At 67.8% G+C, this 21,456-nt stretch carries 21 protein-coding genes; 13 read left to right on the top strand and 8 right to left on the bottom strand.

The window, feature by feature from the left end; genetic code table 11:
• Nucleotides 1-38 precede the first annotated feature (38 nt).
• The 4 genes from BPET_RS02455 (at nucleotide 39) to BPET_RS02440 (ending at nucleotide 3,808) form a co-directional block, all read left to right on the top strand.
• Nucleotides 39-848 (top strand): thiazole synthase, encoded by an 810-nt coding sequence (locus BPET_RS02455; RefSeq protein ID WP_012247514.1) that lies wholly within the window; start codon nucleotides 39-41, stop codon nucleotides 846-848.
• Entirely contained in the window at nucleotides 845-1,690 is an 846-nt protein-coding gene (gene thiD, locus BPET_RS02450) for a bifunctional hydroxymethylpyrimidine kinase/phosphomethylpyrimidine kinase (protein WP_012247513.1), read from the top strand. Before BPET_RS02455 ends, thiD begins: the two co-directional genes overlap by 4 nt.
• 92 nt (nucleotides 1,691-1,782) lie before the next feature.
• Nucleotides 1,783-2,463 carry a protein-L-isoaspartate O-methyltransferase family protein gene (locus BPET_RS02445; protein ID WP_012247512.1) on the top strand — a complete coding sequence of 227 codons (681 nt, stop codon included), beginning with the start codon at nucleotides 1,783-1,785 and terminating at the stop codon, nucleotides 2,461-2,463.
• A gap of 10 nt (nucleotides 2,464-2,473) precedes the next feature.
• The gene (locus BPET_RS02440; RefSeq protein ID WP_012247511.1) at nucleotides 2,474-3,808 is read left to right on the top strand and encodes a TolC family outer membrane protein; all 1,335 of its coding nucleotides are present in this window, start codon (nucleotides 2,474-2,476) and stop codon (nucleotides 3,806-3,808) included.
• Between the two features lie 16 nt (nucleotides 3,809-3,824).
• Here the strand turns inward: BPET_RS02440 and BPET_RS02435 are convergent, their stop codons facing one another.
• From BPET_RS02435 to ubiE, 6 genes are all read right to left on the bottom strand, one after another.
• A complete protein-coding gene (locus BPET_RS02435; protein ID WP_012247509.1) occupies nucleotides 3,825-4,310 on the bottom strand; it encodes an adenylyltransferase/cytidyltransferase family protein in 486 nt (161 codons plus the stop codon).
• Between the two features lie 49 nt (nucleotides 4,311-4,359).
• Nucleotides 4,360-5,244: a ferritin family protein gene (locus BPET_RS02430; protein WP_012247508.1), complete on the bottom strand. Its 885-nt coding sequence runs from the start codon at nucleotides 5,242-5,244 to the stop codon at nucleotides 4,360-4,362.
• A gap of 166 nt (nucleotides 5,245-5,410) precedes the next feature.
• Nucleotides 5,411-6,964, bottom strand: a complete 1,554-nt coding sequence (ubiB, locus tag BPET_RS02425; RefSeq protein ID WP_041863425.1) for a ubiquinone biosynthesis regulatory protein kinase UbiB — start codon at nucleotides 6,962-6,964, stop codon at nucleotides 5,411-5,413.
• A 4-nt stretch (nucleotides 6,965-6,968) separates the two neighbouring features.
• The gene (locus BPET_RS02420; protein ID WP_041862649.1) at nucleotides 6,969-7,607 is read right to left on the bottom strand and encodes a ubiquinone biosynthesis accessory factor UbiJ; all 639 of its coding nucleotides are present in this window, start codon (nucleotides 7,605-7,607) and stop codon (nucleotides 6,969-6,971) included.
• Between the two features lie 141 nt (nucleotides 7,608-7,748).
• Nucleotides 7,749-8,747: a Tim44 domain-containing protein gene (locus tag BPET_RS02415; protein ID WP_012247506.1), complete on the bottom strand. Its 999-nt coding sequence runs from the start codon at nucleotides 8,745-8,747 to the stop codon at nucleotides 7,749-7,751.
• Nucleotides 8,748-8,907: 160 nt separating this feature from the next.
• Nucleotides 8,908-9,678, bottom strand: coding sequence for a bifunctional demethylmenaquinone methyltransferase/2-methoxy-6-polyprenyl-1,4-benzoquinol methylase UbiE (ubiE, locus tag BPET_RS02410; protein WP_012247505.1), 771 nt, complete (start codon nucleotides 9,676-9,678; stop codon nucleotides 8,908-8,910).
• A gap of 196 nt (nucleotides 9,679-9,874) precedes the next feature.
• Between ubiE and phoB the strand changes: the two genes are divergently transcribed.
• The 3 genes from phoB to serA all read left to right on the top strand — a co-directional run bounded on the left by phoB (nucleotide 9,875) and on the right by serA (nucleotide 13,180).
• The gene (phoB, locus tag BPET_RS02405) at nucleotides 9,875-10,573 is read left to right on the top strand and encodes a phosphate regulon transcriptional regulator PhoB (RefSeq protein ID WP_012247504.1); all 699 of its coding nucleotides are present in this window, start codon (nucleotides 9,875-9,877) and stop codon (nucleotides 10,571-10,573) included.
• A 12-nt stretch (nucleotides 10,574-10,585) separates the two neighbouring features.
• A complete protein-coding gene (phoR, locus tag BPET_RS02400; RefSeq protein ID WP_012247503.1) occupies nucleotides 10,586-11,884 on the top strand; it encodes a phosphate regulon sensor histidine kinase PhoR in 1,299 nt (432 codons plus the stop codon).
• Between the two features lie 96 nt (nucleotides 11,885-11,980).
• The gene (gene serA, locus BPET_RS02395) at nucleotides 11,981-13,180 is read left to right on the top strand and encodes a phosphoglycerate dehydrogenase (RefSeq protein WP_012247502.1); all 1,200 of its coding nucleotides are present in this window, start codon (nucleotides 11,981-11,983) and stop codon (nucleotides 13,178-13,180) included.
• A 692-nt stretch (nucleotides 13,181-13,872) separates the two neighbouring features.
• Here the strand turns inward: serA and BPET_RS02390 are convergent.
• Nucleotides 13,873-14,745 carry a LysR family transcriptional regulator gene (locus BPET_RS02390; protein WP_012247501.1) on the bottom strand — a complete coding sequence of 291 codons (873 nt, stop codon included), beginning with the start codon at nucleotides 14,743-14,745 and terminating at the stop codon, nucleotides 13,873-13,875.
• 176 nt (nucleotides 14,746-14,921) lie between these two features.
• Here BPET_RS02390 and BPET_RS02385 point away from each other — a divergent pair, with 176 nt between their 5' ends.
• From BPET_RS02385 to BPET_RS02370, 4 genes are read left to right on the top strand one after another with little or no spacing between them, the layout of a single operon-like run.
• The gene (locus BPET_RS02385) at nucleotides 14,922-15,353 is read left to right on the top strand and encodes a VOC family protein (protein ID WP_012247500.1); all 432 of its coding nucleotides are present in this window, start codon (nucleotides 14,922-14,924) and stop codon (nucleotides 15,351-15,353) included.
• A 24-nt stretch (nucleotides 15,354-15,377) separates the two neighbouring features.
• Complete coding sequence (gene pxpB, locus BPET_RS02380; protein WP_012247499.1) at nucleotides 15,378-16,100, top strand: 5-oxoprolinase subunit PxpB; 723 nt, start codon at nucleotides 15,378-15,380, stop codon at nucleotides 16,098-16,100.
• The gene (locus tag BPET_RS02375) at nucleotides 16,097-17,098 is read left to right on the top strand and encodes a 5-oxoprolinase subunit C family protein (RefSeq protein ID WP_012247498.1); all 1,002 of its coding nucleotides are present in this window, start codon (nucleotides 16,097-16,099) and stop codon (nucleotides 17,096-17,098) included. The genes pxpB and BPET_RS02375 overlap by 4 nt, the downstream gene beginning before the upstream one ends.
• Nucleotides 17,099-17,108: 10 nt before the next feature.
• Nucleotides 17,109-17,876: a LamB/YcsF family protein gene (locus BPET_RS02370; protein WP_041862648.1), complete on the top strand. Its 768-nt coding sequence runs from the start codon at nucleotides 17,109-17,111 to the stop codon at nucleotides 17,874-17,876.
• Nucleotides 17,877-17,914: 38 nt separating this feature from the next.
• Here the strand turns inward: BPET_RS02370 and BPET_RS02365 are convergent, their stop codons facing one another.
• On the bottom strand, nucleotides 17,915-18,877 hold the full coding sequence (locus BPET_RS02365; RefSeq protein WP_041863423.1) for an AraC family transcriptional regulator: 963 nt from the start codon (nucleotides 18,875-18,877) through the stop codon (nucleotides 17,915-17,917).
• A gap of 173 nt (nucleotides 18,878-19,050) precedes the next feature.
• Between BPET_RS02365 and BPET_RS02360 the strand changes: the two genes are divergently transcribed.
• On the top strand, nucleotides 19,051-20,430 hold the full coding sequence (locus tag BPET_RS02360; RefSeq protein ID WP_012247495.1) for an NAD-dependent succinate-semialdehyde dehydrogenase: 1,380 nt from the start codon (nucleotides 19,051-19,053) through the stop codon (nucleotides 20,428-20,430).
• A gap of 66 nt (nucleotides 20,431-20,496) precedes the next feature.
• The gene (locus BPET_RS02355) at nucleotides 20,497-21,381 is read left to right on the top strand and encodes a LysR substrate-binding domain-containing protein (RefSeq protein ID WP_012247494.1); all 885 of its coding nucleotides are present in this window, start codon (nucleotides 20,497-20,499) and stop codon (nucleotides 21,379-21,381) included.
• The last annotated feature ends 75 nt before the right edge of the window (nucleotides 21,382-21,456 follow it).

Raw genomic sequence — 21,456 nt, 5'->3', positions numbered from 1 at the left:
GGCGCCGGCCCCCGCACTTTTTCCCTGCAAGCATCGCCATGACCACACCTGATACCCTGACCATCGCCGGGCGCGAATACTCGTCGCGCCTGCTGGTAGGCACCGGCAAGTACAAAGATTTCGCTCAAACCCGCGCCGCGCTCGACGCCAGCGGCACGCAGATCGTCACGGTCGCCATCCGGCGCACCAACATCGGGCAGAACCCCGGCGAGCCCAGCCTGCTCGATTACGTGCCGCCCTCGCAATTCACGCTGCTGCCCAATACCGCCGGCTGCTATACCGCCGACGATGCCGTGCGCACGCTGCGCCTGGCGCGCGAACTGCTCGATGGCCACGACCTGGTCAAGCTCGAAGTGCTGGGCGACTCGCACACCCTGTTCCCCAACATGCCCGAAACGCTCCAGGCCACCAAGACGCTGGTGGCCGACGGGTTCAAGGTCATGGTGTACTGCACCGACGACCCCATCCAGTGCCGCATGCTCGAAGACCTGGGCGCGGTGGCGGTCATGCCGCTGGCCTCGCTGATCGGCTCGGGCATGGGCATCCTGAACCCCTGGAACCTGCGCCTGATCATCGACCAGGCGCGCGTGCCAGTGGTAGTGGATGCCGGCGTGGGCACGGCATCGGACGCCGCCATCGCCATGGAACTGGGCTGCGACGCGGTGCTCATGAACACCGCCATCGCCGCCGCGCAAGACCCGGTGCTGATGGCCGGCGCCATGAAAAAAGCGGTGGAAGCCGGCCGCGAAGCCTTCCGCGCCGGCCGCATGCCGCGCAAGCTGTACAGCGGCGCGCCCAGTTCGCCCACCGAAGGCCTGATCACCGCCGCCCCGGCCCAGCCGCGATGAACGCCTCGCGCCAGCCGCCGGCCGGCCAGCGGCCCATTCCCAATACGCTGAGCATCGCCGGGGTCGACCCGTCCGGCGGCGCCGGCGTGCTGGCCGACGTCAAGGCCATGAGCGCGCTGGGCGCCTACGGCTGCGCCGTCATCGCGGCGCTCACGGCCCAGAACACCCAGGGGGTCACGGCCATCGCGCCGGTGCCGCCGGCCTTTGTGGGCCAGCAAATCGACACCCTGTTCGCCGACGTGCGCATCGACGCCGTCAAGATCGGCATGCTGGGCCAGCAGCCCGTTACGGTGGTGGTGGCCGAAAAGCTGGCCAAATGGCTGCCGGTCCATGTGGTGCTGGACCCGGTCATGGTGGCCAAAAGCGGCGACCTGCTGCTCGAGCGCGAAGCCGTCGGCGCGCTGCGCGAGGCGCTGCTGCCGCAGGCCACCCTGCTGACCCCCAACCTGCCCGAAGCCGGCGTGCTGCTCGACGAGCGCCCCGTGGAAACCGTCAAGGAAATGCGCCGTGTGGCCGAGCGCCTGCGCAATATCATGGCGCATTCGGGCCAGCGCTGGGTCATGGTCAAGGGCGGGCACCTGCCCGGCAACGACACCATCGACCTGCTGCACGACGGCGACCGCATGATCGAACTGCCGGGCCACCGCATCGAAACCCGCAACACCCACGGCACCGGCTGCACCCTGTCGGCCGCCCTGGCGGCGCTGCTGCCGCAGACCGCCGACGTGCCCGAGGCCGCCCGCCGCGCCAAGGCCTACCTGGCCGACGCACTGCGCCATGCCGACCGTCTGCAAGTGGGGTCCGGCCACGGCCCTACCCATCATTTCCACGGCTGGTGGTAAGACCCGCCCGGCTCCGGCGGAGCCGGGCGCCCGGACAGGCGGCGAATCAGTACAATGTGCCGTTGGTTCTTCCTGATTTTCCCTTTGCCGTCATGAACGCTTCGACCCTGCCCGACGTAGAAAAAGCCCGCTTCAACATGGTTGAGCAGCAAATCCGCCCCTGGGATGTGCTCGACCCCAAGGTGCTTGACGCCCTGTTCGCGGTGCGCCGCGAGCAGTTCGTGCCGCCGGCGCTGCGCGCCCTGGCCTTTTCCGACCTGGAAATCCCGCTGCAGATCAACGCGGTCGATACCCGCCAGGTCATGCTGGCGCCCAAGGTCGAAGCTCGCCTGGCCCAGGAACTGCAACTCACCCCCACCGACTGCGTGCTGGAAATCGGCACGGGCTCGGGCTACCAGGCCGCGCTGCTGGCGCACCTGGCGCAGCAGGTCACCTCGGTAGAAATCGACAACCGCCTGGTGGCGTTCGCGCAGCAGAACCTGCAGATGAACAACGTCACCAACGTCAAGGTCGAAACCGGCGACGGCCGCAACGGCTGGGGCACCACCGAATACGACGCCATCCTGGTCACCGGCTCGGTGCCCGCGGTGCCCGACGCCCTGAAATACCAGTTGCGCGTCGGCGGCCGCCTGGTGGTCATCGTGGGGCAGGCGCCCATCATGACGGCCTGTCGCATCACGCGCACCACGGCCGCCAGCTTCGAGACCGTCAACCTGTTCGAAACCGTCGTCAAGCCGCTGCGCGGGGCCACGGTTTCGCAGTTCAAGTTCTAGCCACCTCCGCATGCGCGCCGGTTCGCTTGCGGCCACGTTGGTTCTGGCGCTTGCCGCAAGCCTGAGCGCGCCGGCCGGCGCTGCCCAAGACCTGCTGCAGATCTGGCGCCAGGCGTTGGCCAGCGACCCGCTCTACGCCGCGGCCCGCGCCTCATACCGGGCGTCCATCGAGCAATTGCCGCAGGCGCGGGCCAGCCTGCTGCCGGCGGTCAATGCCGAACTCCTGGGCGCCTACGACGAAACCCGCGCAACCCGCAACATGTCGTCGCGCAGCCGCGACGGCACCCGCGGCGCCTGGGACCTGGTCCTGACCCAGCCGCTATACGACTGGTCGCGCTGGCAACGCTACGAACAGGCCAAGCTGGGCGTGGCCGACGCCGAGCTGCAGTTGCAGCAGGCCTACCAAGACCTGTTGCTGCGCGTGGCCGACGCCTACTTCAACGTGCTGGCCGCGCAAGACACCCTGGCCGCCACCGAGGGCGAAAAAGCCGCGGTGGCCGCCCAACTGGAATCGGCCAAGCGCAATTTCGAGCTGGGCAATTCCACCATCACCGACACCTACGAAGCCCAGGCCCGCTACGACCTGGTCGTGGCGCAGGAACTGCTGCAACAGCACGCCCTGGACGTGCTGCGCGACGAGCTCGGCAAAATCATCGGCCAGCCGCCTGGCGCGCTGGCCGAACTGCCGCGCAGCGTGCCGCTGCCGCCGCCGCAGCCGGCGCGCCTGGCCGACTGGTCCACCCAGGCCGAGGCCGCCAGCCTGGAAGTGGCGCGCGCCCAATTGCATACGCAGATCGCCCAGCGCGACATCCAGGTAGCGCGCAGCGGCCATTACCCCACGCTAAGCCTGCGCGCCACCAGCGGCAGCGCCGAGGGCTCGCACCGAGACGCCGCCGGCGGCCGCGCGGTCGACAGCTCCATCGGCCTGGTGTTGTCCGTGCCTATTTACTCGGGCGGCGGCGTGTCCTCTCAGGTAACAGAAAAAGTCCAACTCGAACAAAAAGCACGCAAAGAGTACGAGGCCGCCCGCCGCCAGGCAGTGCAATCGGCCCGCCAGCATTACACCGGCGTGATATCCGGCCTGCAGCGCATCGCGGCGCTCGAGGCCGGCGAAAAATCCAGCCGCGCGGCCGTGCGGGCCAATCAGACAGGCTACGAAATCGGCGTGCGCATCAACCTGGACGTGCTCAACGCCCAGCAGCAGCTGTATGCCACCCAGCGCGACCTGGCCCAGGCGCGCTACAACACCCTGCTCAACGGACTGCGGCTCAAGGCGGTGGGCGGTATCCTGTCCGAAGCCGATCTCGAAGCCGTCAACCGGCTGCTGCGGCTGCCCGCCCCCTGAGTACGCGCCGGGGCGGCTAGCCCCGGATTTTCTTCACCAACGCCGTCGTCGAGCGCTCGAACTCGAACGGAATCGCCAGCGCGCGCCCGCCCCAGGTCTTGACCAGCGCGGTTTCCGGCAGGGTTTCCATGTCGTAGTCGCCCCCCTTGACGATTAGGTCGGGGCGCAATTCGCCGATGATCTCAACCGGCGTGTCTTCATGGAACAGGGTCACGGCGCTGACGCAGCCCAGCGCCGCCAGCAACGCGGCGCGGTCTTCCTGGCGGTTCAGCGGACGGTCGCTGCCCTTGCCCAGGCGGCGCACCGAGTCGTCGGTATTAATGGCCACCACCAGTGAGGCGCCCAACTGCGCGGCCTGGTCCAGGTAGGTGGCATGCCCGCGATGCAGGATATCGAAAACGCCGTTGGTAAACACCAGCGGGCGCGGCAGCGCGCCGCGGGCAATGGCCGCGGCGCAGGCCTCGCGGGTCAGTATCTTGGATTCGAAACGGGTGGCAGGCATGCGGCGATTGTACGCCGCCGCCCGCGCGCCGGCAGCGGCCGGCGGCGCCTCAGGCGCCAGCCGGCACGACCAGGTCCGACTGCGTGCCCGCCGCGGCCAGGCTGGCGATCTCTTTGCGATAGCGGTTCAGGTCTTTCACCGTTTCGAAACTGCGCCCCATCAGGGACGACAGAATGTGCAGGATGCGGCTGGCCACCTTCTGTTCCCATGCGCCGTCAAAGCGGATCTGCGTATCCAGCCAGTGCTCCAGCCAACCCGGCTCGGGCAGGCGCGACTGCACCGTATCGTTGGGAAACAGCGCCTTGTTGACGTGCAGGTTGGTGGGATGCATGGCCTGCGCCGTGCGGCTGGCCGAGGCCATCAGCACGCCGATTTTCGAGAACGACAGCCGGGCCTGTTCGCTGATGCTCTGGCCGCGGTCGTGCAGAGCGCGGCGCATGTACTGCAGGTACGCGCCCGCATGGCGGGCCTCGTCACGCGAAATGGTCTGGTAAATGGCCTTGATGACCGGCTCGGTGTGCCAGTCGGCGGCGCGGCGGTACCAGTGGTTCAGGCGCACTTCGCCGCAGAAATGCAGCATCAGCGTCTCCAGCTCGGGCGCCGGATCGAATTCGAAGCGCACCTTGTGCAGCTCTTCTTCGGTGGGAACCAGTTCGGGGCAGAAGCGGCGCAGGTACTCGATGAGCACCAGCGAGTGCTTCTGCTCTTCGAAGAACCACACCGACATGAACGCGCAGAAATCGCTGTCGCCGCGGTTGTCGCGCAGGAACATCTCGGTGGCCGGCAGCGCCGCCCACTCGGTGATGGCATTCATCTTGATGGTGTATGCCTGCTCGTCCGACAGCTTGCTGCGGTCGAAGTCGTCCCAGGGGATATCGCTTGCCATGTTCCAGCGCACGGCTTCCATGGTCTTGAAGAGTTCAGGATAAAGCATGATGTACCCTTGTCGGTCCCGCGTGGGGCCTTATTTGGCTTCAAACAAATGCCGTGCTGTCACGGCCCGGGCCCTGCACGCTATTGCGCAGGGTTATTTATCGCCGCGCCGTGCGAAACTGTCATGACCGTCTGGTGACGAATTCATGACACGGCGCCGCGACAGGTCAGCGGGTCAGGGCCCACAGGGCCACCCCCACTGCCAAGGCCAGCACGGCCGCCAAGGCGGCCAGCAGGCGGTTGCCCTGTTCCTGCGCCTGGCGCAGTCGGGTCATTTCGAGCAGCAGCTGCGGCGCCACATCGGGCCGGCTGAGCCGCTCATGCACCAGCCGTGGCAAGGCCGGCAGCATCTGCGACCATTGCGTGGCTTCTTTGGCCAGCGATTTGCGCAGGCCATCCAGGCCCATGCGCTGCCGCATCCAGTTTTCCAGGTACGGCTTGGCGGTCTTCCACAGATCAAGGTTGGGATCCAGCTGGCGCCCCAGCCCTTCGACGTTGAGCAGGGTTTTCTGCAGCAGCACCAGCTGCGGCTGGATCTCGACATTGAACCGTCGCGAGGTCTGGAACAGCCGCAGCAGCACCTGGCCCAGCGAGATTTCGGCGAGCGGCCGGTCGAAATACGGCTCGCACACCGCGCGCACGGCGCCCTCGAGTTCTTCTTCGCGCGTGTCCGGCGGCACCCAGCCGGATTCGATATGCAGTTGCGCCACGCGCCGGTAGTCGCGATGGAAGAACGCCAGGAAATTCTGCGCCAGGTAGTTCTTGTCGAACTCGGACAACGAGCCGACGATGCCGAAGTCCAGCGCGATATAGCGCCCCAGGGTCTCGGGCCGGTCGGACACGTAGATGTTGCCCGGATGCATGTCGGCGTGGAAGAAGCCGTCGGAAAACACCTGGGTGAAGAAGATGTCGACGCCGCTGCGCGCCAGGGTGGGAATATCGATGCCCGCGGCGCGCAGGCGGTCGATCTGACCCACCGGAATGCCATACATGCGCTGCATCGTGAACACCGTGGAAGTGGTGTATTCCCAGATGACCTCGGGCACGATCAGCAGGTCGCCGCGCCCCGACGCCGCGTCGAAGTTGCGCCGCAGCTGGCTGCAATTGGATGCTTCGCGCACCAGGTCGAGCTCATCGTGCAGGTAGTTGTCGAACTCGGCCACCACCTCGCGCGGCTTCAGCCGGCGGCCATCGGGGCCGGTGCGTTCGACAATGCGCGCCACGATGCGCAGCAGCGACAGGTCGCGCTCGATGGCCTGGCGCATGCCCGGGCGCAGCACCTTCACGGCCACTTCGCGGCCATCGTGCAGCACGGCGAAATGCACTTGGGCGATCGAGGCCGATGCCACCGGATCGACATCGAACTGGGCAAACAACTGCGCGGGCGGAGCGCCCAGGGCGGCCTCGATGCACGCCGCCGCCTGCGCCGACGGGAACGGCGGCACGCGGTCTTGCAGCAGCGCCAGTTCGTCGGCGATGTCGGCCGGAACGAGGTCGCGCCGGGTCGACAACACCTGTCCGAACTTCACGAAAATGGGGCCCAGCGATTCCAGCGCGCGCCGCAGCCGCAGCCCGCGCGGCGCGCGCGGCCGCATGCCCAGCCGGATCAGCCAGCGCAGGCCGCGGGCCAGGGGATGATCGAGGCCGGACAGCACCAGGTCGTCCAGGCCGAACCTGAACGCCACATACATAATGCGTAGCACGCGCAGGAAACTGGGCATGGCTTCAGGCGCCCCGCTGCCTGGCCAGACGGGCCAGCCGCGCGTCCAGGTCGGCTGCCCGCCGCGCCACGGCATCGCCGTGCCGGCCGAGTTCAGCCAGGTCTTGCTGCCATTGGGCCAGCAGCGGCGCGCCAGCCAACACGCCGCGCTCTTCGGCCAGGTATTCGGACACATTGCGCCCCAGGCTGGCCGCCGCGGCACGCGCGCCCTGGTGGGCTGCGCGCGCGCCCGCAACCAGGCGCGCCGCCGGAATATCGCCCACTACGCGGGCCAGATCGTCTTCGGGGTCCCAGCGCAGGCTGGCGGCCAGGTCGGCCACCACGCGCGCCAGCGCGGCATCGCCCTCGATGTGGGTAGCCTCGGCCACGTCGGGTTTGTCTTGCCCGGGCAGCAGGCGCAGCGGATTGAACTTGGCCGGGTCGACGGTAAGAATGACGTCGGGCACCACGGCCGAGTCGGCCGGGTCGGCGTAGCCTTCGCTGTTGACCGCCAGTCCCGCCGTGAAGCCGCCCACCGCAAAACGCACCGTCTTGCCCGCGTGGCGCGCCAGGCGCTCGCGCGCCCATGCTTCGCGCGCCAGCAAGGCATTCAGCGCCCGAACGGCCAGGCGCGCAGGGTTGGGCAATATGGAAGAAGGCAGCATCGATGCGGGGCGGGCCGGCCTGCCGCAGGCCCGGCCGATTAAACGGTCAAACCCGGAGTTTACCGGGTCGGGCGCGCGCCTGCCCCGCGTGCGGGGCGGCAAGCCATGCGCGGCGGGGCGCGCGGCGGCGCCCGCCGGCCGTCAGCTGGCGTATTCGACGGGAATTTGCTGGATGCCCGCCAGCAGCCAGCCGCCTTGCTGGGGCTTGAACAGGTTCCAGATTTCCTCGAAGCGGAAGGCTTCGGTGCCGGGGGCCTCGCGCAGCATGCCCGAGAACCGCACGCTGGCCAGATGGCCGTCGGACACGGTTTCGATGCCCAGCAGTTCGGCATTGAGCAGCACCACTTCGGTCTGGTTGGGCGCGGCGCCGCGCTCGGCCAGTTGCTGCTTCAGTTCGGCGATGAGGTCGTCGGTGAGGAATTCGCGCAGGCGGTCGGTGTCGCCGCTGTCCCAGATGGCCTGGATCTGCACGAACTGCTCTTTGGCTTTTTTCAGGAATTCGGTGGTGTTGAAATCGCCGGGGATATACCAGTTGTTGTCGTCGTCCGCCGCGGGCAGGCCGGCGGCCGGAGCAGGCGCCGCGGCCGCGGCCGGCGAGGCGGCCGAGCCCGCCGATGCGCCCGCCGACTGGCGCCACATGGGTTGCTGGCCCTGGCCGGCGTGCTCTTGGCGCGCCGCGCCATAGGCGCCCTGGGTGGCATGGCGCGGACCGACGCCGCGCAGCCGGCGCACGATGAACAGCACGGCGAACACGACCAGCCCGATCAGCAGCATGCTGGACAGGAATTCGGCAAAAGCGCCCGACAGGCCCAGATGCGACAGCAACGCGGCAATGCCCAGGCCTGCGGCGATGCCGGCAATGGGACCCAGCCAGCGCGACATGCCGCTCTTGGCGGCCGTGCCCGCCGCGGCGGTGCCGGCAGCGGCGCCCGTGGCCGGCGCCGTGGAGCGGTTGGTGGTGGTAGCCGTGGACGGCGTGGTGGCCTGGCGCTGCTGGGTAATATTGCTGGACTGGCGGCCAAAGCTGCCGCCACCGCCCATGCGGCGGGCCTCGGCGTCGAACGACACCGCCAGCATGGCGGTTCCGGCGACGGCGATCAGCGCAGCAGCGAGCAACCGGGTGATTCCGGGACGGGACATATTGCGTGACTCCTTGAGCGCAATGGCGCCCCCCTAAACAGGGGCGCCGCCAGGCCGCGGCGCGGCCGGCGATTGTTCTGGTCAGGTTTCTTACAAAAAACTGAATACCTGAAGAATAACGGACAAGCCGGCAGGGAACAAGTTCCCCGCGGCCGGGCGCTCAGCCCAGCCGCACGCCCTCGTGCAGGGCGACAACGCCGGCGGTCAGGTTGAAGTACTGCACCCGTTCGAGGCCGGCGGTGCGCATCATGTCGGCCAGGGTGTCCTGGTCGGGATGCATGCGGATGGACTCGGCCAGGTAGCGGTAGCTGGCCTCGTCGCCCGCCACTTTCTTGCCCAGCCAGGGCAATATATTGAACGAGTACCAGTCGTACACCGGCGCGAGCGGCTTGGCCACCCGCGAGAACTCCAGCACCAGCAGCTTGCCGCCCGGCTTGAGCACGCGCGTCATTTCGGCCAGCGCGCGGTCTTTGTGGGTCATGTTGCGCAGGCCGAAGGCCACGCTGACGCGGTCGAAGTACCCGGACGGAAACGGCAGGCGCTCGGCGTCGCACACGGCGGTGGGCAGCAGCAGGCCGGCATCGGTCAGGCGGTCGCGTCCCACGCGCAGCATGGAATCGTTGATGTCGGTCAGCCACACCTCGCCCGTGGCGCCGGCCCGGCGCGCGAACGCCTTCGCCAGGTCGCCGGTGCCGCCGGCGATGTCCAGCACTTTCATGCCCGGCCGGATCGCGGCGCGGCCGATAGTGAAGGCCTTCCAGGCGCGATGCAGGCCGCCGGACATCAGGTCGTTCATGACATCGTAGCGGGACGCCACGGAGTGGAAGACCTCGGCCACCTTGCGGGCCTTCTCGTTTTCGGGGACTGATTGAAACCCGAAATGCGTGGTGCTGGCGTCCGAATCGGAAGCGGGGGTGGAATGTTGTTGCATGGTGAAAGTCCCGTATATGGGGCAATGGTAGCCGATCAGGCCTTGCCGGGCGGAATCCCGGGCTCCGGGGGCGCCGCAGCGAATCAATATATATGGCCAGGGGTTGTCCCGCCTGTGGTCACATACCTGAAATATTCCGGCCATACTATCGCAATGTTCGCGCCGCCCATGGCGCCCACTGCCAGCCTTCACAGCCATGTCCAGCACCATTCTTGTCGTCGAAGACGAACCCGCCATCCAGGAGCTCATCGCCGTCAACCTGTCGTTCGCCGGCCACAAAGTCCTGCGCGCTTTCGACGCTGAACAGGCTCATACCCTGATCCGCGCGGAACTCCCCGACCTGATCCTGCTCGACTGGATGCTGCCCGGCACCTCGGGCCTGACCCTGGCGCGCAAGCTGCGCGACGACGAACGCACCCGCGCCGTGCCGGTCATCATGCTGACCGCCAAGGGCGCCGAGCAGGACAAGGTCGAGGGTCTGGAAGCCGGCGCCGACGACTACATCACCAAGCCCTTCTCGCCCAAGGAACTAATGGCGCGCATCAAGGCGGTGCTGCGGCGCCGCGCGCCGCAGCTCACCGACGACATCATCGATGTCGGCGGGCTGAAGCTCGATCCCGTCACGCACCGCCTGTCGGGACACGAGCAGGCGCTGTCCATCGGACCAACCGAATTCCGCCTGCTGCATTTCTTCATGACCCACCCGGAACGGGTCTTCTCGCGCTCGCAACTGCTCGACCAGGTGTGGGGCGACCACGTCTTTGTGGAAGAACGCACGGTCGACGTGCACATCCGCCGCTTGCGCAAAGCGCTGGAACCGTCGGGGCACGATGCGCACGTCGAAACCGTGCGCGGCAGCGGCTATCGGTTTACCGCACAGCTCCCGGCACGGTAAAACATCGCCACGATGATCTGGCTGCGCACTTTGTTCCTGGTCGCCCTGTGGGCGGCCGTGGCGTTGTTCATGCAATGGCTGGCCGGCGATCCGGTCGGCTGGGTGATATTCTGCGCGGCCCTGCTGGCCATGCTGTTCTGGCGCAGCTGGCGGCTGCGCGCGGTGTCGTACTGGGCCCACCACCCCGAGACCTCGCCGCCGGCCTCGGTGGGCCCCTGGGACGACATCCTGGCGCCACTGTACCGCTACACGCGGGCCCGTGCGCGCGAACTGGCCGAAACCCGCGAGACCGTGCAGGGCATGCTGGCCGCCGCGCAGGCGCTGCCCGATGGCGTGGTAACGCTGAACGAGGACTTCCAGATCGAATGGTGCAACCGCGTGGCGCGCCATCACCTGGGCCTGAGCCTGCCGGCCGACCGCGGCCACAATCTGCTGAACCTGCTGCGCGCGCCCGAATTCGTGGCCTACGCGCACCGCGACGACTGGCCCGAGCCCATCCTGGTGCGGCTGGCGCACGCCGGCCAGGAACGCGTCATGATGATGCACCTGGCCGCCTACGCCAGCAACCGGCGGCTGCTGATCACGCGCGACGTGACGCAGATCGAAAAGCTCGAAACCACGCGGCGCGACTTCGTCGCCAACGTGTCGCACGAACTGCGCACGCCCCTGACGGTGCTGGCGGGCTTCCTGGAAACGCTGCGCGACATGCCGGCCGACGCCCTGGACGACGAGCAGCGCGAACAGTACATGAGCATGATGCACGAGCAGGCGCAGCGCATGCAGGCCATTGTCGAAGACCTGCTGACGCTCTCGACGCTGGAATCGTCACCCGGCACCGATCCGCGCGCGGTCAACCTGCCCGGCCTGCTGCGCACGGCGCGCCAGCAGATCGAGGCCCTGTCGGCGGGCCGCCACGACTTTGCCTGGCACATCGATGAATCGCTCGACGTGCTGGGCGCCGAAACCGAACTGGCCTCGGCCATGTCGAACCTGCTGACCAATGCCGTGCGCTACACGCCCGATGGCGGCAGGATCACCGTGCGCTGGCAAGGCGAGGCCGACGGCGCGGCACGCTTCAGCGTGCAGGACACCGGCATCGGCATCGCGGCGCTGCACCTGCCGCGGCTGACCGAACGCTTCTACCGCGTCGACCGCGGCCGTTCGCGCGCTGCCGGCGGCACCGGCCTGGGCCTGGCCATTACCAAGCACATCGCCATCCGCCATGATGCCGAATTGCTGATTACCAGCGAAGTCGGCAAAGGCAGCGTCTTCGCCCTGCACTTTCCGGCCGAGCGGGTCGTGGCGGCCTGATCGCCACACCGGCCTAATGGCCTCTGCCTGCCCGGGCGGCAAACTGCGCCACAATAAGGGAAAGAGTTTCCATTCACTTTCCCTGCTGTCGCACCTATGGCCCAGATCGTCCTGTTCGAGAACATCCATCCCAGCGCGCGCGAAGTATTCAATGCCGCCGGCTACACCGACATCGCCACGCACGCCGGCGCCCTGCCGCCCGCCGAGCTGCGCGAAGCCCTGCGCGACGCGCAGGTCGCCGGCATTCGCTCGCGCACGCACCTCGACGCGGACGCGCTGGCGGCCGCGCCCGAACTGCGCGTGGTTGGCTGCTTCTGCATCGGCACCAACCAGGTCGACCTGAACGGCGCCATGCAACGCGGTGTGCCGGTGTTCAATGCGCCGTTTTCCAACACGCGCTCGGTGGCCGAACTGGTGCTTGGCGAAGCCATCCTGCTGCTGCGGCGCATTCCCGAGAAAAACGCGCGCGTGCACCTGGGCCACTGGGACAAGTCGGCCGCCGGCGCCTTCGAAACGCGTGGCAAGACGCTGGGCATTGTCGGCTACGGCAACATCGGCTCGCAGATCAGCACGCTGGCCGAAAGCATCGGCATGCGCGTGGTGTTCTTCGACGTGGAAGCCAAGCTGCCGCTGGGCAACGCCCGCGCCGCCGGCTCGCTGCACGAATTGCTGGAACAGGCCGACGTGGTCACGCTGCACGTGCCGGGCGGCAAGAGCACTGAAAACATCATCAACGCCGAAGCGCTGGCGCGCATGCGGCGCGGCTCCATCCTGATCAACGCCTCGCGCGGCACGGTGGTCGACATCCAGGCGCTGCACGCGGCGCTGGCCTCGGGCCACCTGGCGGGCGCGGCGCTGGACGTGTTTCCCACCGAACCCAAGAGCGTCGACGAGCCGCTGGCCAGCCCGCTGATCGGCATGCCCAACGTGCTGCTCACGCCGCACATCGGCGGCAGCACGCAAGAGTCGCAGGAAAACATCGGCCGCGAGGTGGCCGAGAAGCTGGTGCGCTTCCTGCAGGCCGGCACCACCAAGAGCGCCGTCAACTTCCCCGAACTGCCCTACCTGGAACGCGTGGGCGCGGCCCGCATCCTGCACGTGCACCGCAACGCCCCCGGCGCCCTGGGCGCGCTGGACAACCTGCTGGCCGAACAGGGCCTGAACATCGTCAGCCAAAGCCTGCAGACCCGCGGCCAGATCGGCTACGTGATCACCGACGTGGACGGCGAGGTCAGCGACATCGTCATGGCGGCGCTGCGCAGCCACCCCATCACCGTCCGCTGCGACCTGGTGTAGGAAAGCGTTGCCAGGCGCTCGCACGCAACCAGGCCAGCACGCAACCAGGTGTCTGACTCCCGCCAGGGTGTCAGACACCAACCTATTGGGACAGCCCCACACACAACGGTGTCAGGCACCCGCGGGGAGCCTGACACCAGACCCACCACCAGGTGTCTGAATCCCGCCAGGGTGTCAGACACCGACCTATTGAGACAGCCCCACACACAACGGTGTCAGGCACCCGCGGGGAGCCTGACACCAGCCCCACCACCAGGTGTCTGACTCCCGCCAGGGTGTCAGACTCCGGCCTATTGAAACAGCCCCACACACAACGGTGTCAGGCACCCGCGGGGAGCCTGACACCAGCCCCACCACCAGGTGTCTGACTCCCGCCAGGGTGTCAGACTCCGGCCTATTGAAACAGCCCCACACACAACGGTGTCAGGCACCCGGCGGGGAGCCTGACACCAGCCCCACCACCAGGTGTCTGACTCCCGCCAGGGTGTCAGACACCGACCTATTGAGACAGCCCCACACACGACAGTGTCAGGCACCCTGCGGAGCCTGACACCAGGCCCACCACCAGGTGTCTGACTCCCGCCAGGGTGTCAGACACCGACCTATTGAGACAGCCCCACACACGACGGTGTCAGGCACCTGCGGAGCCTGACACCAGGCCCACCACCAGGTGTCTGACTCCCGCCAGGGTGTCAGGCACCGGCCAGTTGCGCGGCCTGCTGCAGGCATTCGGCCAGGTGCCCCGCCGGCGAGGCGGGGTCGTGCGGCAGGCGCGCGGCCAGGCCGATGTCGCGGTTGAAGCCGGCCTCGCCCAGGTCGTACAGGCGCAGGCCCGCGTCGTCGAACTGCCGGGTGCGCGGCAGCAGCGCCACGCCCAGGCCGCGCCTGACCAGGTTGGCGATGGCTTCCATTTCGTCCAGCTCCACCGCCTCGCGCACGGCGACGCGGTGCTTTTTCAGGAACACATCCACCAGACGTCCGCCGAACGACGAGCGGTCGTAGCGGATGAACGGCTGGCCGGCCAGCAGCTCGCGCCAAGGCTGCACGGGCAAGCCGGCGGGCGCGGCCAGCAGCACCGGCTCGCGCAGCAGCGGCCGCCAGGCCAGTTCGGGCGGCAGCGCAAAAGGCGGCCGGATCAGCACCGCCATGTCAATCTCGCCCGCGTCGACCTGGCCCAGCAATGACAGCGACACACCCGGCACCACGCGCACGCGCACATCCGGAAACGCTATGCGGAACTGCGCCAGCGCATCAACCAGCAAACCCTGCTGCGCCGATGCAATAGCCCCTATCCGCAGCAGCCCGCTGACATGGCCCGCGCCGGCCGAACTGGCCATGCGCTCGGCCAGGGCCACCAGTTCTTCGGCCTGGGGCAGCATCTCGCGGCCTGCCGCGTTCAGCACCGCCGATTTGGCGGTGCGTTCGAACAGCGCCACGCCCAGATAATCTTCCAGGCGGCGCATCTGCGCGCTGACGGCCGACTGCGTCAGCCCCAGCTGGCGGCCCGCCCCGGTAAACGTGCCATCGCGCGCCACGGCGATGAAGGTCTTGAATTCTCGGATCACAATCAATTTTATTGCTGCTCAGAGCAAAAAAATATCGTTTTTCGATCAAAAAAACAATCGCTAAACTGATAGCCATGTATTCCCGCGCTTCATTCCCCCGCTTCCCGGCCGCGTCTGCCGCCCGGGTAGCCCGGGCCTGCTGATTTTGTTTTACTCTTGCCGCATCTGGAGCCCCCATGACCGCATCCACCTCCCTGCCCCCATTCCACCTGGCCTTCCCCGTGCGCGACCTGGCCGAAGCCCGCGCGTTCTACGGTGAACTGCTGGGCTGTCCCGAAGGCCGCAGCTCGGCCGAATGGGTCGACTTCAATTTCTACGGCCACCAGATCGTCGCCCACCTGTCGCCTGACGAGTGCGGCCATAAATCCACCAGCTCGGTCGATTCGAAAGACGTGCCGGTGCGCCACTTCGGCGCCGTGCTGCCCATGGCCGACTGGGAAGCGCTGGCCAAGAAGCTGACCGACGCGGGCACCAAGTTCGTCATCGAGCCCTACATCCGCTTCAAGGGCGAAGTGGGCGAACAGGCCACCATGTTCTTCCTGGACCCGTCGGGCAACGCGCTGGAATTCAAGTCGTTCAAGAACATGGACTCCCTGTTTGCCAAGTAGGACCGCACCAAGGCGGTTGCGCCGTTGAATACTATCCCGCCCGCTTCCCCCGCCGCCTGGCGCATCCAGCCGCAAGGCGACCGCTGCCTGCTGGTTTATTTCGGCGACGGCATCGATATCAATACCGGCCGCCTGTGCCTGGCCGCAGCGCGCATGCTGCGCCAGGCGCAACTGCCCGGCGTCACCGACGTGGTGCCTTCGTTCGTGGCCGTGGCCGTGCACTACCGGCCGGCTGGCAGCCAGGGGCCGCGCTACCCGCAGCTGGCCGCGCAGGTCGAGCAGATACTCGCCCAGGGCGTGACGACAGACGCGCAGGCGGGCCGCCGGATCGACATCCCCGTGTGCTATGGCGGCGAATACGGCCCCGACCTGGACGAAGTGGCGCGCCATGCAGGCATCTCTGCCGACGAGGTGGTCCAGCTGCATGCCGGCCCGGACAACCTGGTGTTCATGCTGGGCTTCGCGCCGGGCGCCCCCTACCTGGGCGTGCACGACGAGCGGCTGAACATTCCGCGGCGCGCCTCGCCGCGCACGGCGGTACCGGCCGGCTCGGTGGCCGTGGCCAACCGCCAGAGCGTGCTTTATCCCAGCCAGTTGCCGGGCGGCTGGAACATCATCGGCGCCACGCCGGTGGCGTTGTTCGACCCCGCGCGCGAGCCGGCCGCGCTGCTGCAGCCCGGCGACACCGTGCGCTTCGTGCCTATCACGCCCGCCGAGTTCGGGCGCCTGCGCGAGGCGGCCCGATGAGCATCACGGTACTCAAGCCAGGGCTGCTGTCCAGCTTCCAGGACACCGGCCGCACCGGCAGCCAGCATCTGGGCGTGCCCGTGTGCGGCGCCATGGACGCCCGCGCGCACCGTCTGGCCAACCTGCTGGCCGGCAACGAAGCCGACCATGCCACCCTGGAAATCACCCTGGCCGGCCCGAGTCTGCGCTTCGAGGCGCCTGCCTGCTTCGCCATTGGCGGAGCCGACCTGCGCGCCACCCTGAACGGCTCTGCCGTTCCTTGCCACCGGCCGCTGGTGGCGCGCGCCGGCGATGTGCTGGCGTTCGGCACGGCGCCGCCCGATGGCGGCATCCGCGCCTACCTGGCCGTGCATGGCGGCTACGCGCTGGCCCCGGTGCTGGGCAGCGCCAGCACGTATTTGCGCGGCGGTTTCGGCGGGCATGCCGGCCGCGCGCTGGCCAGGGGCGACACGATCGGCCTGGCGGCAGCGCTGCCCGGCGAGCCGGCCGCGCTCGAACGCCTGGCCCGGGCCCTGTGGCAGCAGCGCATCTACCTGCCGGCCACGCTGGCCCCGCGCCCCCGCAGCCACTTGCGCGTGCTGCCGGGCATACACTGGGACGAGTTCGATGCCGAATCGCACCGCCATCTGCTGCACGCCGAGTTCCGCATCAGTGTGCAATCAGACCGCATGGGCTACCGGCTGGACGGCCCGCCCCTGTCCATGACAGCGCCGCGCCAGATCCTGTCCGAAGCGGCCAGCTATGGCACCATGCAAGTGCCGGCGGGCGGCCAGGCCATCGTGCTGATGGCCGACCGCCAGACCACCGGCGGCTACCCCAAGCTGGCCCAGGTCATCTCGGCCGACCTGCCCGCCCTGGCGCAACGCGGGCCCGGCCAGGTGCTGCGGTTCGCCCGCATCGAACTGGACGAGGCACAACAGCTCGACGGCGAACGCGAAGATGCGTTCGCCCAATTGCAGGACGCGCTGGCCCCGCTGCGCGCGCTGCTCCACACTTGAGGACATCCGCATGAGTTCCGCCATCGACCTGAACTGCGACATGGGCGAAAGCTACGGCGCCTGGCACATGGGCAATGACGAAGCCGTGCTCGAATTCGTCAGCTCGGCCAACGTGGCCTGTGGCTTTCATGGCGGCGACCCGTCCACCATGCGCAAGACCGTGGCCGCGGCGCGGTCGCGCAACGTCGCGGTGGGCGCGCACCCCAGCCTGCCCGACCTGGTGGGCTTTGGCCGCCGCGCAATGCAGATCACGCCCCAGGAGGCCTACGACATGGTCGTGTACCAGGTTGGCGCGCTGGCCGCGGTGGCGGCCAGCCAGGGCGTGCGGCTGCATCACGTCAAACCGCATGGCGCGCTGTACAACATGGCGGCCAAGGACGCGGCGCTGGCGCAGGCCATCTGCCGCGCGGTGCGGGATGTCGATGCCAGCCTGGTGCTGTACGGCCTGGCCGGCAGCCACCTGGTCAGCGAGGCCGAACAACTGGGTCTGACGGCCGCGCACGAGGTATTCGCCGACCGTTCCTACCAGGACGACGGTTCGCTGACCCCGCGCAGCCAGCCGGGCGCCATGATCGAAGACGTGGACACGTCGCTCGCGCAAGTGCTGCGCATGGTGCAAGAAGGCGTGGTGCGCGCGGCCAGCGGCCGCGACGTGCCGGTGCGCGCCGACACCCTGTGCATCCATGGCGATCAGCCCAACGCCCGGGTATTTGCCCAGGCGCTGCGCGCTGCCCTGGCCAAAGCAGGCATCGCCGTGCGCACCGTGCCGCAAGCGTAGCGCGCCGCGCGGCCTGTTGATGAGGCCGTGCTACAGCCTCAGTGCGATGACACGAATGGCGAAGCCGGCCGCGCAGGCGGCACGGCGAACTCCGCTTTCATGCGCCGCACCTCTTGGACCGGGCTGCGGCCGAACAGGCGCTTGAATTCGCGGCTGAACTGCGAGGGGCTGTCGTAGCCGACCTCGGCGCTGGCGGCGGCCGCCGTCATGCCGTTGCGCACCATGTGCAGGCGGGCCTGGTGCAGCCGCACCGACTTCAGGTACTGCACCGGAGACGAGCGCGTCACCGTCTTGAAGTGGGTATGGAAGGTGGCCACGCTCATGCCAGCCTCGCGGGCCAGCTGCTCCACGCTCAGCTCCGCATGGAACGACGCGTGGATGCGCCGCAAGGCCCGTGCGATCTTGCCGAATTGGCCCTGCATGGCCAGCGCGGCGCGCATTGACGCCCCCTGCTCGCCGGTGAGCGCGTGGAAATAGATTTCCCGCACCAGCGCCGGCCCCAGGATCGGCGCTTCAAGCGGCTCGCCCAGGGCTTCGAGCAGGCGCACCACCGATTCGCCCATGCGCCGATCCAGCGGCGTGGACACCATGCCGCGCGGCCGCGCGGGCGCTGTGCCGCCAAGCTGGTCGATCTGCAGCATCAGGTCGGCGGCCAGCTTGAAGTCCAGGTGCATGTAGACCGCCAGCAGGGGTTCTTCCGCACTGGCGTCCGTTTCCATCGTAAAAGGCACTGGCACCGCCACCGCCAGATAGTGCTGATCGTCGTAGAGGTACAGCTGGTTGCCAAAATAGCCGCGCTTGCGGCCCTGGCACACGATAACGATGCCGGGGTCGTAGAGCACCGGCACATTTTTCATGGGGCGGTTCGAGCGCAGCAGCCGGATGTCGGGCAACGCGGTGAGGTTGTAGCCCTCGCACGGGGCAAGGCGCTCAAGCAAGGCAACCATGCGCTGCCGCAGCGCGGGGGCGTCGCCAGGATTGCTATGGGGAAATGAGGCCATGGAAGCCGCCGCGGCGCCGTGCGCGCGCACTACGCACCGCTTCTGAATATTCATAGAATCAGGCAAGAATACGAGATTCGCTGCCATGGCTCAAGCCTATGCGCATATCTATTATGCAATCGTCTGCGCGGCGCGCCCCGCGGCCGGCGCAAGGCTATTCCAGGAGCGAATCAATGATCGAAGTAGTCAATCCCGCCGACGGCTCGCGCGTCGGCGTAGTCCCCCACATGGACGCGGCACAGGTAAAAGCCGCCATAGACCGGACCTGCGACGCGTTTCCCGCATGGTCGCGGCGCCTGGCCAAAGAACGCGGCGACCTGCTGCGCCGCTGGTTCGAGCTGGTCCGGGACGACAAGCAGGCGTTTGCCGAAATCATGGTCCAGGAAAACGGCAAATGCCTGGCCGAGGCGCTGGGCGAGATCGACTATGGGCTGGGCTTCATCGAGTGGTATGCCGAAGAGGCCAAGCGGGTCTATGGCGACACGATTCCCTCGCACGCGCCCCACGCCACGGTCATGGTGATGAAGACGCCGGTAGGCCCCACCGCCGCCATCACCCCCTGGAACTTTCCTTTCATGATGATCACGCGCAAGGTCGCCACCGCGCTGGCGGCCGGCTGCACCATGATCATCAAGCCATCCGAAGAAACGCCGCTGACGGCCTACAAGCTTCTGGAATACGCCCGCAAGGCCGGCATCCCGGAGGGCGTATTCGAAATGGTCACGGGCAATCCGCCAGAAATCGGCGCGCTGTTCACCGGCGACGAACGCATCCGGAAGATATCGTTCACGGGCTCGACCGCCGTGGGGCGGTTGCTGGCGCAGGCCAGCGGCGCCACCCTCACGAAAATGACGCTGGAGCTGGGCGGCAACGCCCCTTTCATCGTGTTCGATGACGCCACGCTGGAGCAGGCGGCGGCCGGCCTGGTCGCCGCCAAGCTGCGCAATTCCGGGCAGGTATGCATTTCGCCCAACCGCATCTATGTGCATGACGGCATCTACGACCGTTTCGTGCAAGAAGTCGCCGAACGGGTAGCGCGCATCCCTGTCGACCAGGGCATGCGGCCGGACTTTGTGGTGGGTCCGCTGATCAACCAGGCCGGCCTGCAGAAGGTAGACCAGCTAGTGCAGGACAGCCGCCGGGATGGCGCGACGGTGGTGCTGGGCGGCAGACCCCACGCCAAGGGCGGCCTGTTCTATGAGCCCACCGTGCTCACGGGCCTGAACGACGACATGCGCATCGCCCGCACCGAGATCTTCGGCCCCGTGTTCCCGTTCTATCGCTTCAGCACCGAAGACGAAGTGGTGCGCCGCGCCAACCAGACCGAATACGGCCTGGTGGCGTATGCCTACACGCGGGACGTCGGACGCGCCTTCCGGCTTGCGCGCGACATCGAGGCCGGCATGGTGATCCTGAATTCCGGATCGGTGGGCACGGCGTCGGTTCCCTTCGGGGGCGTCAAGCAGTCCGGCTATGGCCGCGAAGGCAGCCACCACGGCATCGAGGAATACGTCGATGTGCGGTACGTGCTGGCGGCCGGGCAGGACGTTTAGCGGCGGCGGGCCGGGATCCGGCGTTATAGTACGCGCGTCTGCGACCTTGCGCCCCTGATCCGATCGATGGCCCACCGCGACCTGCTCCCCCCGCTGAACCCTGCCCGCGCCTTCGAGGCCACGGGCCGGCTGCTCAGCATCACCAAGGCGGCGGACGAGCTTTGCGTGACGCCCGCCGCCGTGAGCCGCCAGGTGCGCGCGCTGGAACAGTTCCTGGGCACGGCCCTGTTCGTGCGCGCGCGCGGCGGACTCGAGCTTACCCCCGCCGGTGCCCGGTACCTGTCTGACCTGATTCCGCTGTTCGCCACCCTGCGCGCGGCCACCCTGGCAGTCACGGGCCGCCATACCGCGAGCAATACGCTGCGTATAAGGTCTCCCGCCACCTTTGCCGTGCGCTGGCTGATACCGCGGCTGGCGGGGTTTCACCAACAGCACAAGCACATCGACGTGCAGGTCACGACCTCGTTCCTGCCCCTCGACTTTCAGCGCGAGGACATTGACGCGGGCATACAGCTGGGCGATGGACAGTGGCCTGGCATGCGTACGCTGCAACTGATGCGCAACGAGCTGGTTCCCGTTGCCGCGCCAACGCTGCGGCTCAGGTTCAAGAAGCAACTGGCCTCGCAGACCCTGCTGCATTCCATGGCGCGTTCCGACGACTGGATGCTGTGGCTGCGCGCGGCTGGCGTGCGCGACGTGAACCCGGCGCAAGGCATGAAGTACGAAACCTCGCTGCTTGCGTATCAGGCCGCTATCGAAGGACACGGCGTTGCCATCGCGCAAAAGGCGCTGATCGAGAAAGAGCTGGCCGACCACACCCTGGTGGCGCCGTTGTCGCCGACGCTGGACCGCGGCGGCTACACCTACTACTTCGCCTGGCCGTCCGGCAAACCGCCGTCCGCGGCCCTGCGCGCATTCCACGACTGGCTGGCCGGCATGGTCGAGGCCTGAGCCCATGCGCGGACGCGGGCACGGCCTTGCCTGTTAACAAAAAGTCAAAACCGGCGGACGATAAAGTCGTTTGCC

This window comes from Bordetella petrii, assembly GCF_000067205.1.
Taxonomy (GTDB): Bacteria; Pseudomonadota; Gammaproteobacteria; order Burkholderiales; family Burkholderiaceae_B; genus Bordetella_A; species Bordetella_A petrii.
The sequence above is the reverse complement of the archived record's forward strand: the minus strand, read 5'-3'. Positions and strand labels throughout refer to the sequence as shown.

Excerpts from the sequence above, each read along its gene's own strand:
- BPET_RS02455 (WP_012247514.1), top strand. The coding sequence starts at position 39 with ATGACCACACCTGATACCCTGACCATCGCCGGGCGCGAATACTCGTCG.
- thiD (WP_012247513.1), top strand. The coding sequence starts at position 845 with ATGAACGCCTCGCGCCAGCCGCCGGCCGGCCAGCGGCCCATTCCCAAT.
- BPET_RS02445 (WP_012247512.1), top strand. The coding sequence starts at position 1,783 with ATGAACGCTTCGACCCTGCCCGACGTAGAAAAAGCCCGCTTCAACATG.
- BPET_RS02440 (WP_012247511.1), top strand. The coding sequence starts at position 2,474 with ATGCGCGCCGGTTCGCTTGCGGCCACGTTGGTTCTGGCGCTTGCCGCA.
- BPET_RS02435 (WP_012247509.1), bottom strand. The coding sequence starts at position 4,310 with ATGCCTGCCACCCGTTTCGAATCCAAGATACTGACCCGCGAGGCCTGC.
- BPET_RS02430 (WP_012247508.1), bottom strand. The coding sequence starts at position 5,244 with ATGCTTTATCCTGAACTCTTCAAGACCATGGAAGCCGTGCGCTGGAAC.
- ubiB (WP_041863425.1), bottom strand. The coding sequence starts at position 6,964 with ATGCCCAGTTTCCTGCGCGTGCTACGCATTATGTATGTGGCGTTCAGG.
- BPET_RS02420 (WP_041862649.1), bottom strand. The coding sequence starts at position 7,607 with ATGCTGCCTTCTTCCATATTGCCCAACCCTGCGCGCCTGGCCGTTCGG.
- BPET_RS02415 (WP_012247506.1), bottom strand. The coding sequence starts at position 8,747 with ATGTCCCGTCCCGGAATCACCCGGTTGCTCGCTGCTGCGCTGATCGCC.
- ubiE (WP_012247505.1), bottom strand. The coding sequence starts at position 9,678 with ATGCAACAACATTCCACCCCCGCTTCCGATTCGGACGCCAGCACCACG.
- phoB (WP_012247504.1), top strand. The coding sequence starts at position 9,875 with ATGTCCAGCACCATTCTTGTCGTCGAAGACGAACCCGCCATCCAGGAG.
- phoR (WP_012247503.1), top strand. The coding sequence starts at position 10,586 with ATGATCTGGCTGCGCACTTTGTTCCTGGTCGCCCTGTGGGCGGCCGTG.
- serA (WP_012247502.1), top strand. The coding sequence starts at position 11,981 with ATGGCCCAGATCGTCCTGTTCGAGAACATCCATCCCAGCGCGCGCGAA.
- BPET_RS02385 (WP_012247500.1), top strand. The coding sequence starts at position 14,922 with ATGACCGCATCCACCTCCCTGCCCCCATTCCACCTGGCCTTCCCCGTG.
- BPET_RS02375 (WP_012247498.1), top strand. The coding sequence starts at position 16,097 with ATGAGCATCACGGTACTCAAGCCAGGGCTGCTGTCCAGCTTCCAGGAC.
- BPET_RS02370 (WP_041862648.1), top strand. The coding sequence starts at position 17,109 with ATGAGTTCCGCCATCGACCTGAACTGCGACATGGGCGAAAGCTACGGC.
- BPET_RS02365 (WP_041863423.1), bottom strand. The coding sequence starts at position 18,877 with ATGGCCTCATTTCCCCATAGCAATCCTGGCGACGCCCCCGCGCTGCGG.
- BPET_RS02360 (WP_012247495.1), top strand. The coding sequence starts at position 19,051 with ATGATCGAAGTAGTCAATCCCGCCGACGGCTCGCGCGTCGGCGTAGTC.
- BPET_RS02355 (WP_012247494.1), top strand. The coding sequence starts at position 20,497 with ATGGCCCACCGCGACCTGCTCCCCCCGCTGAACCCTGCCCGCGCCTTC.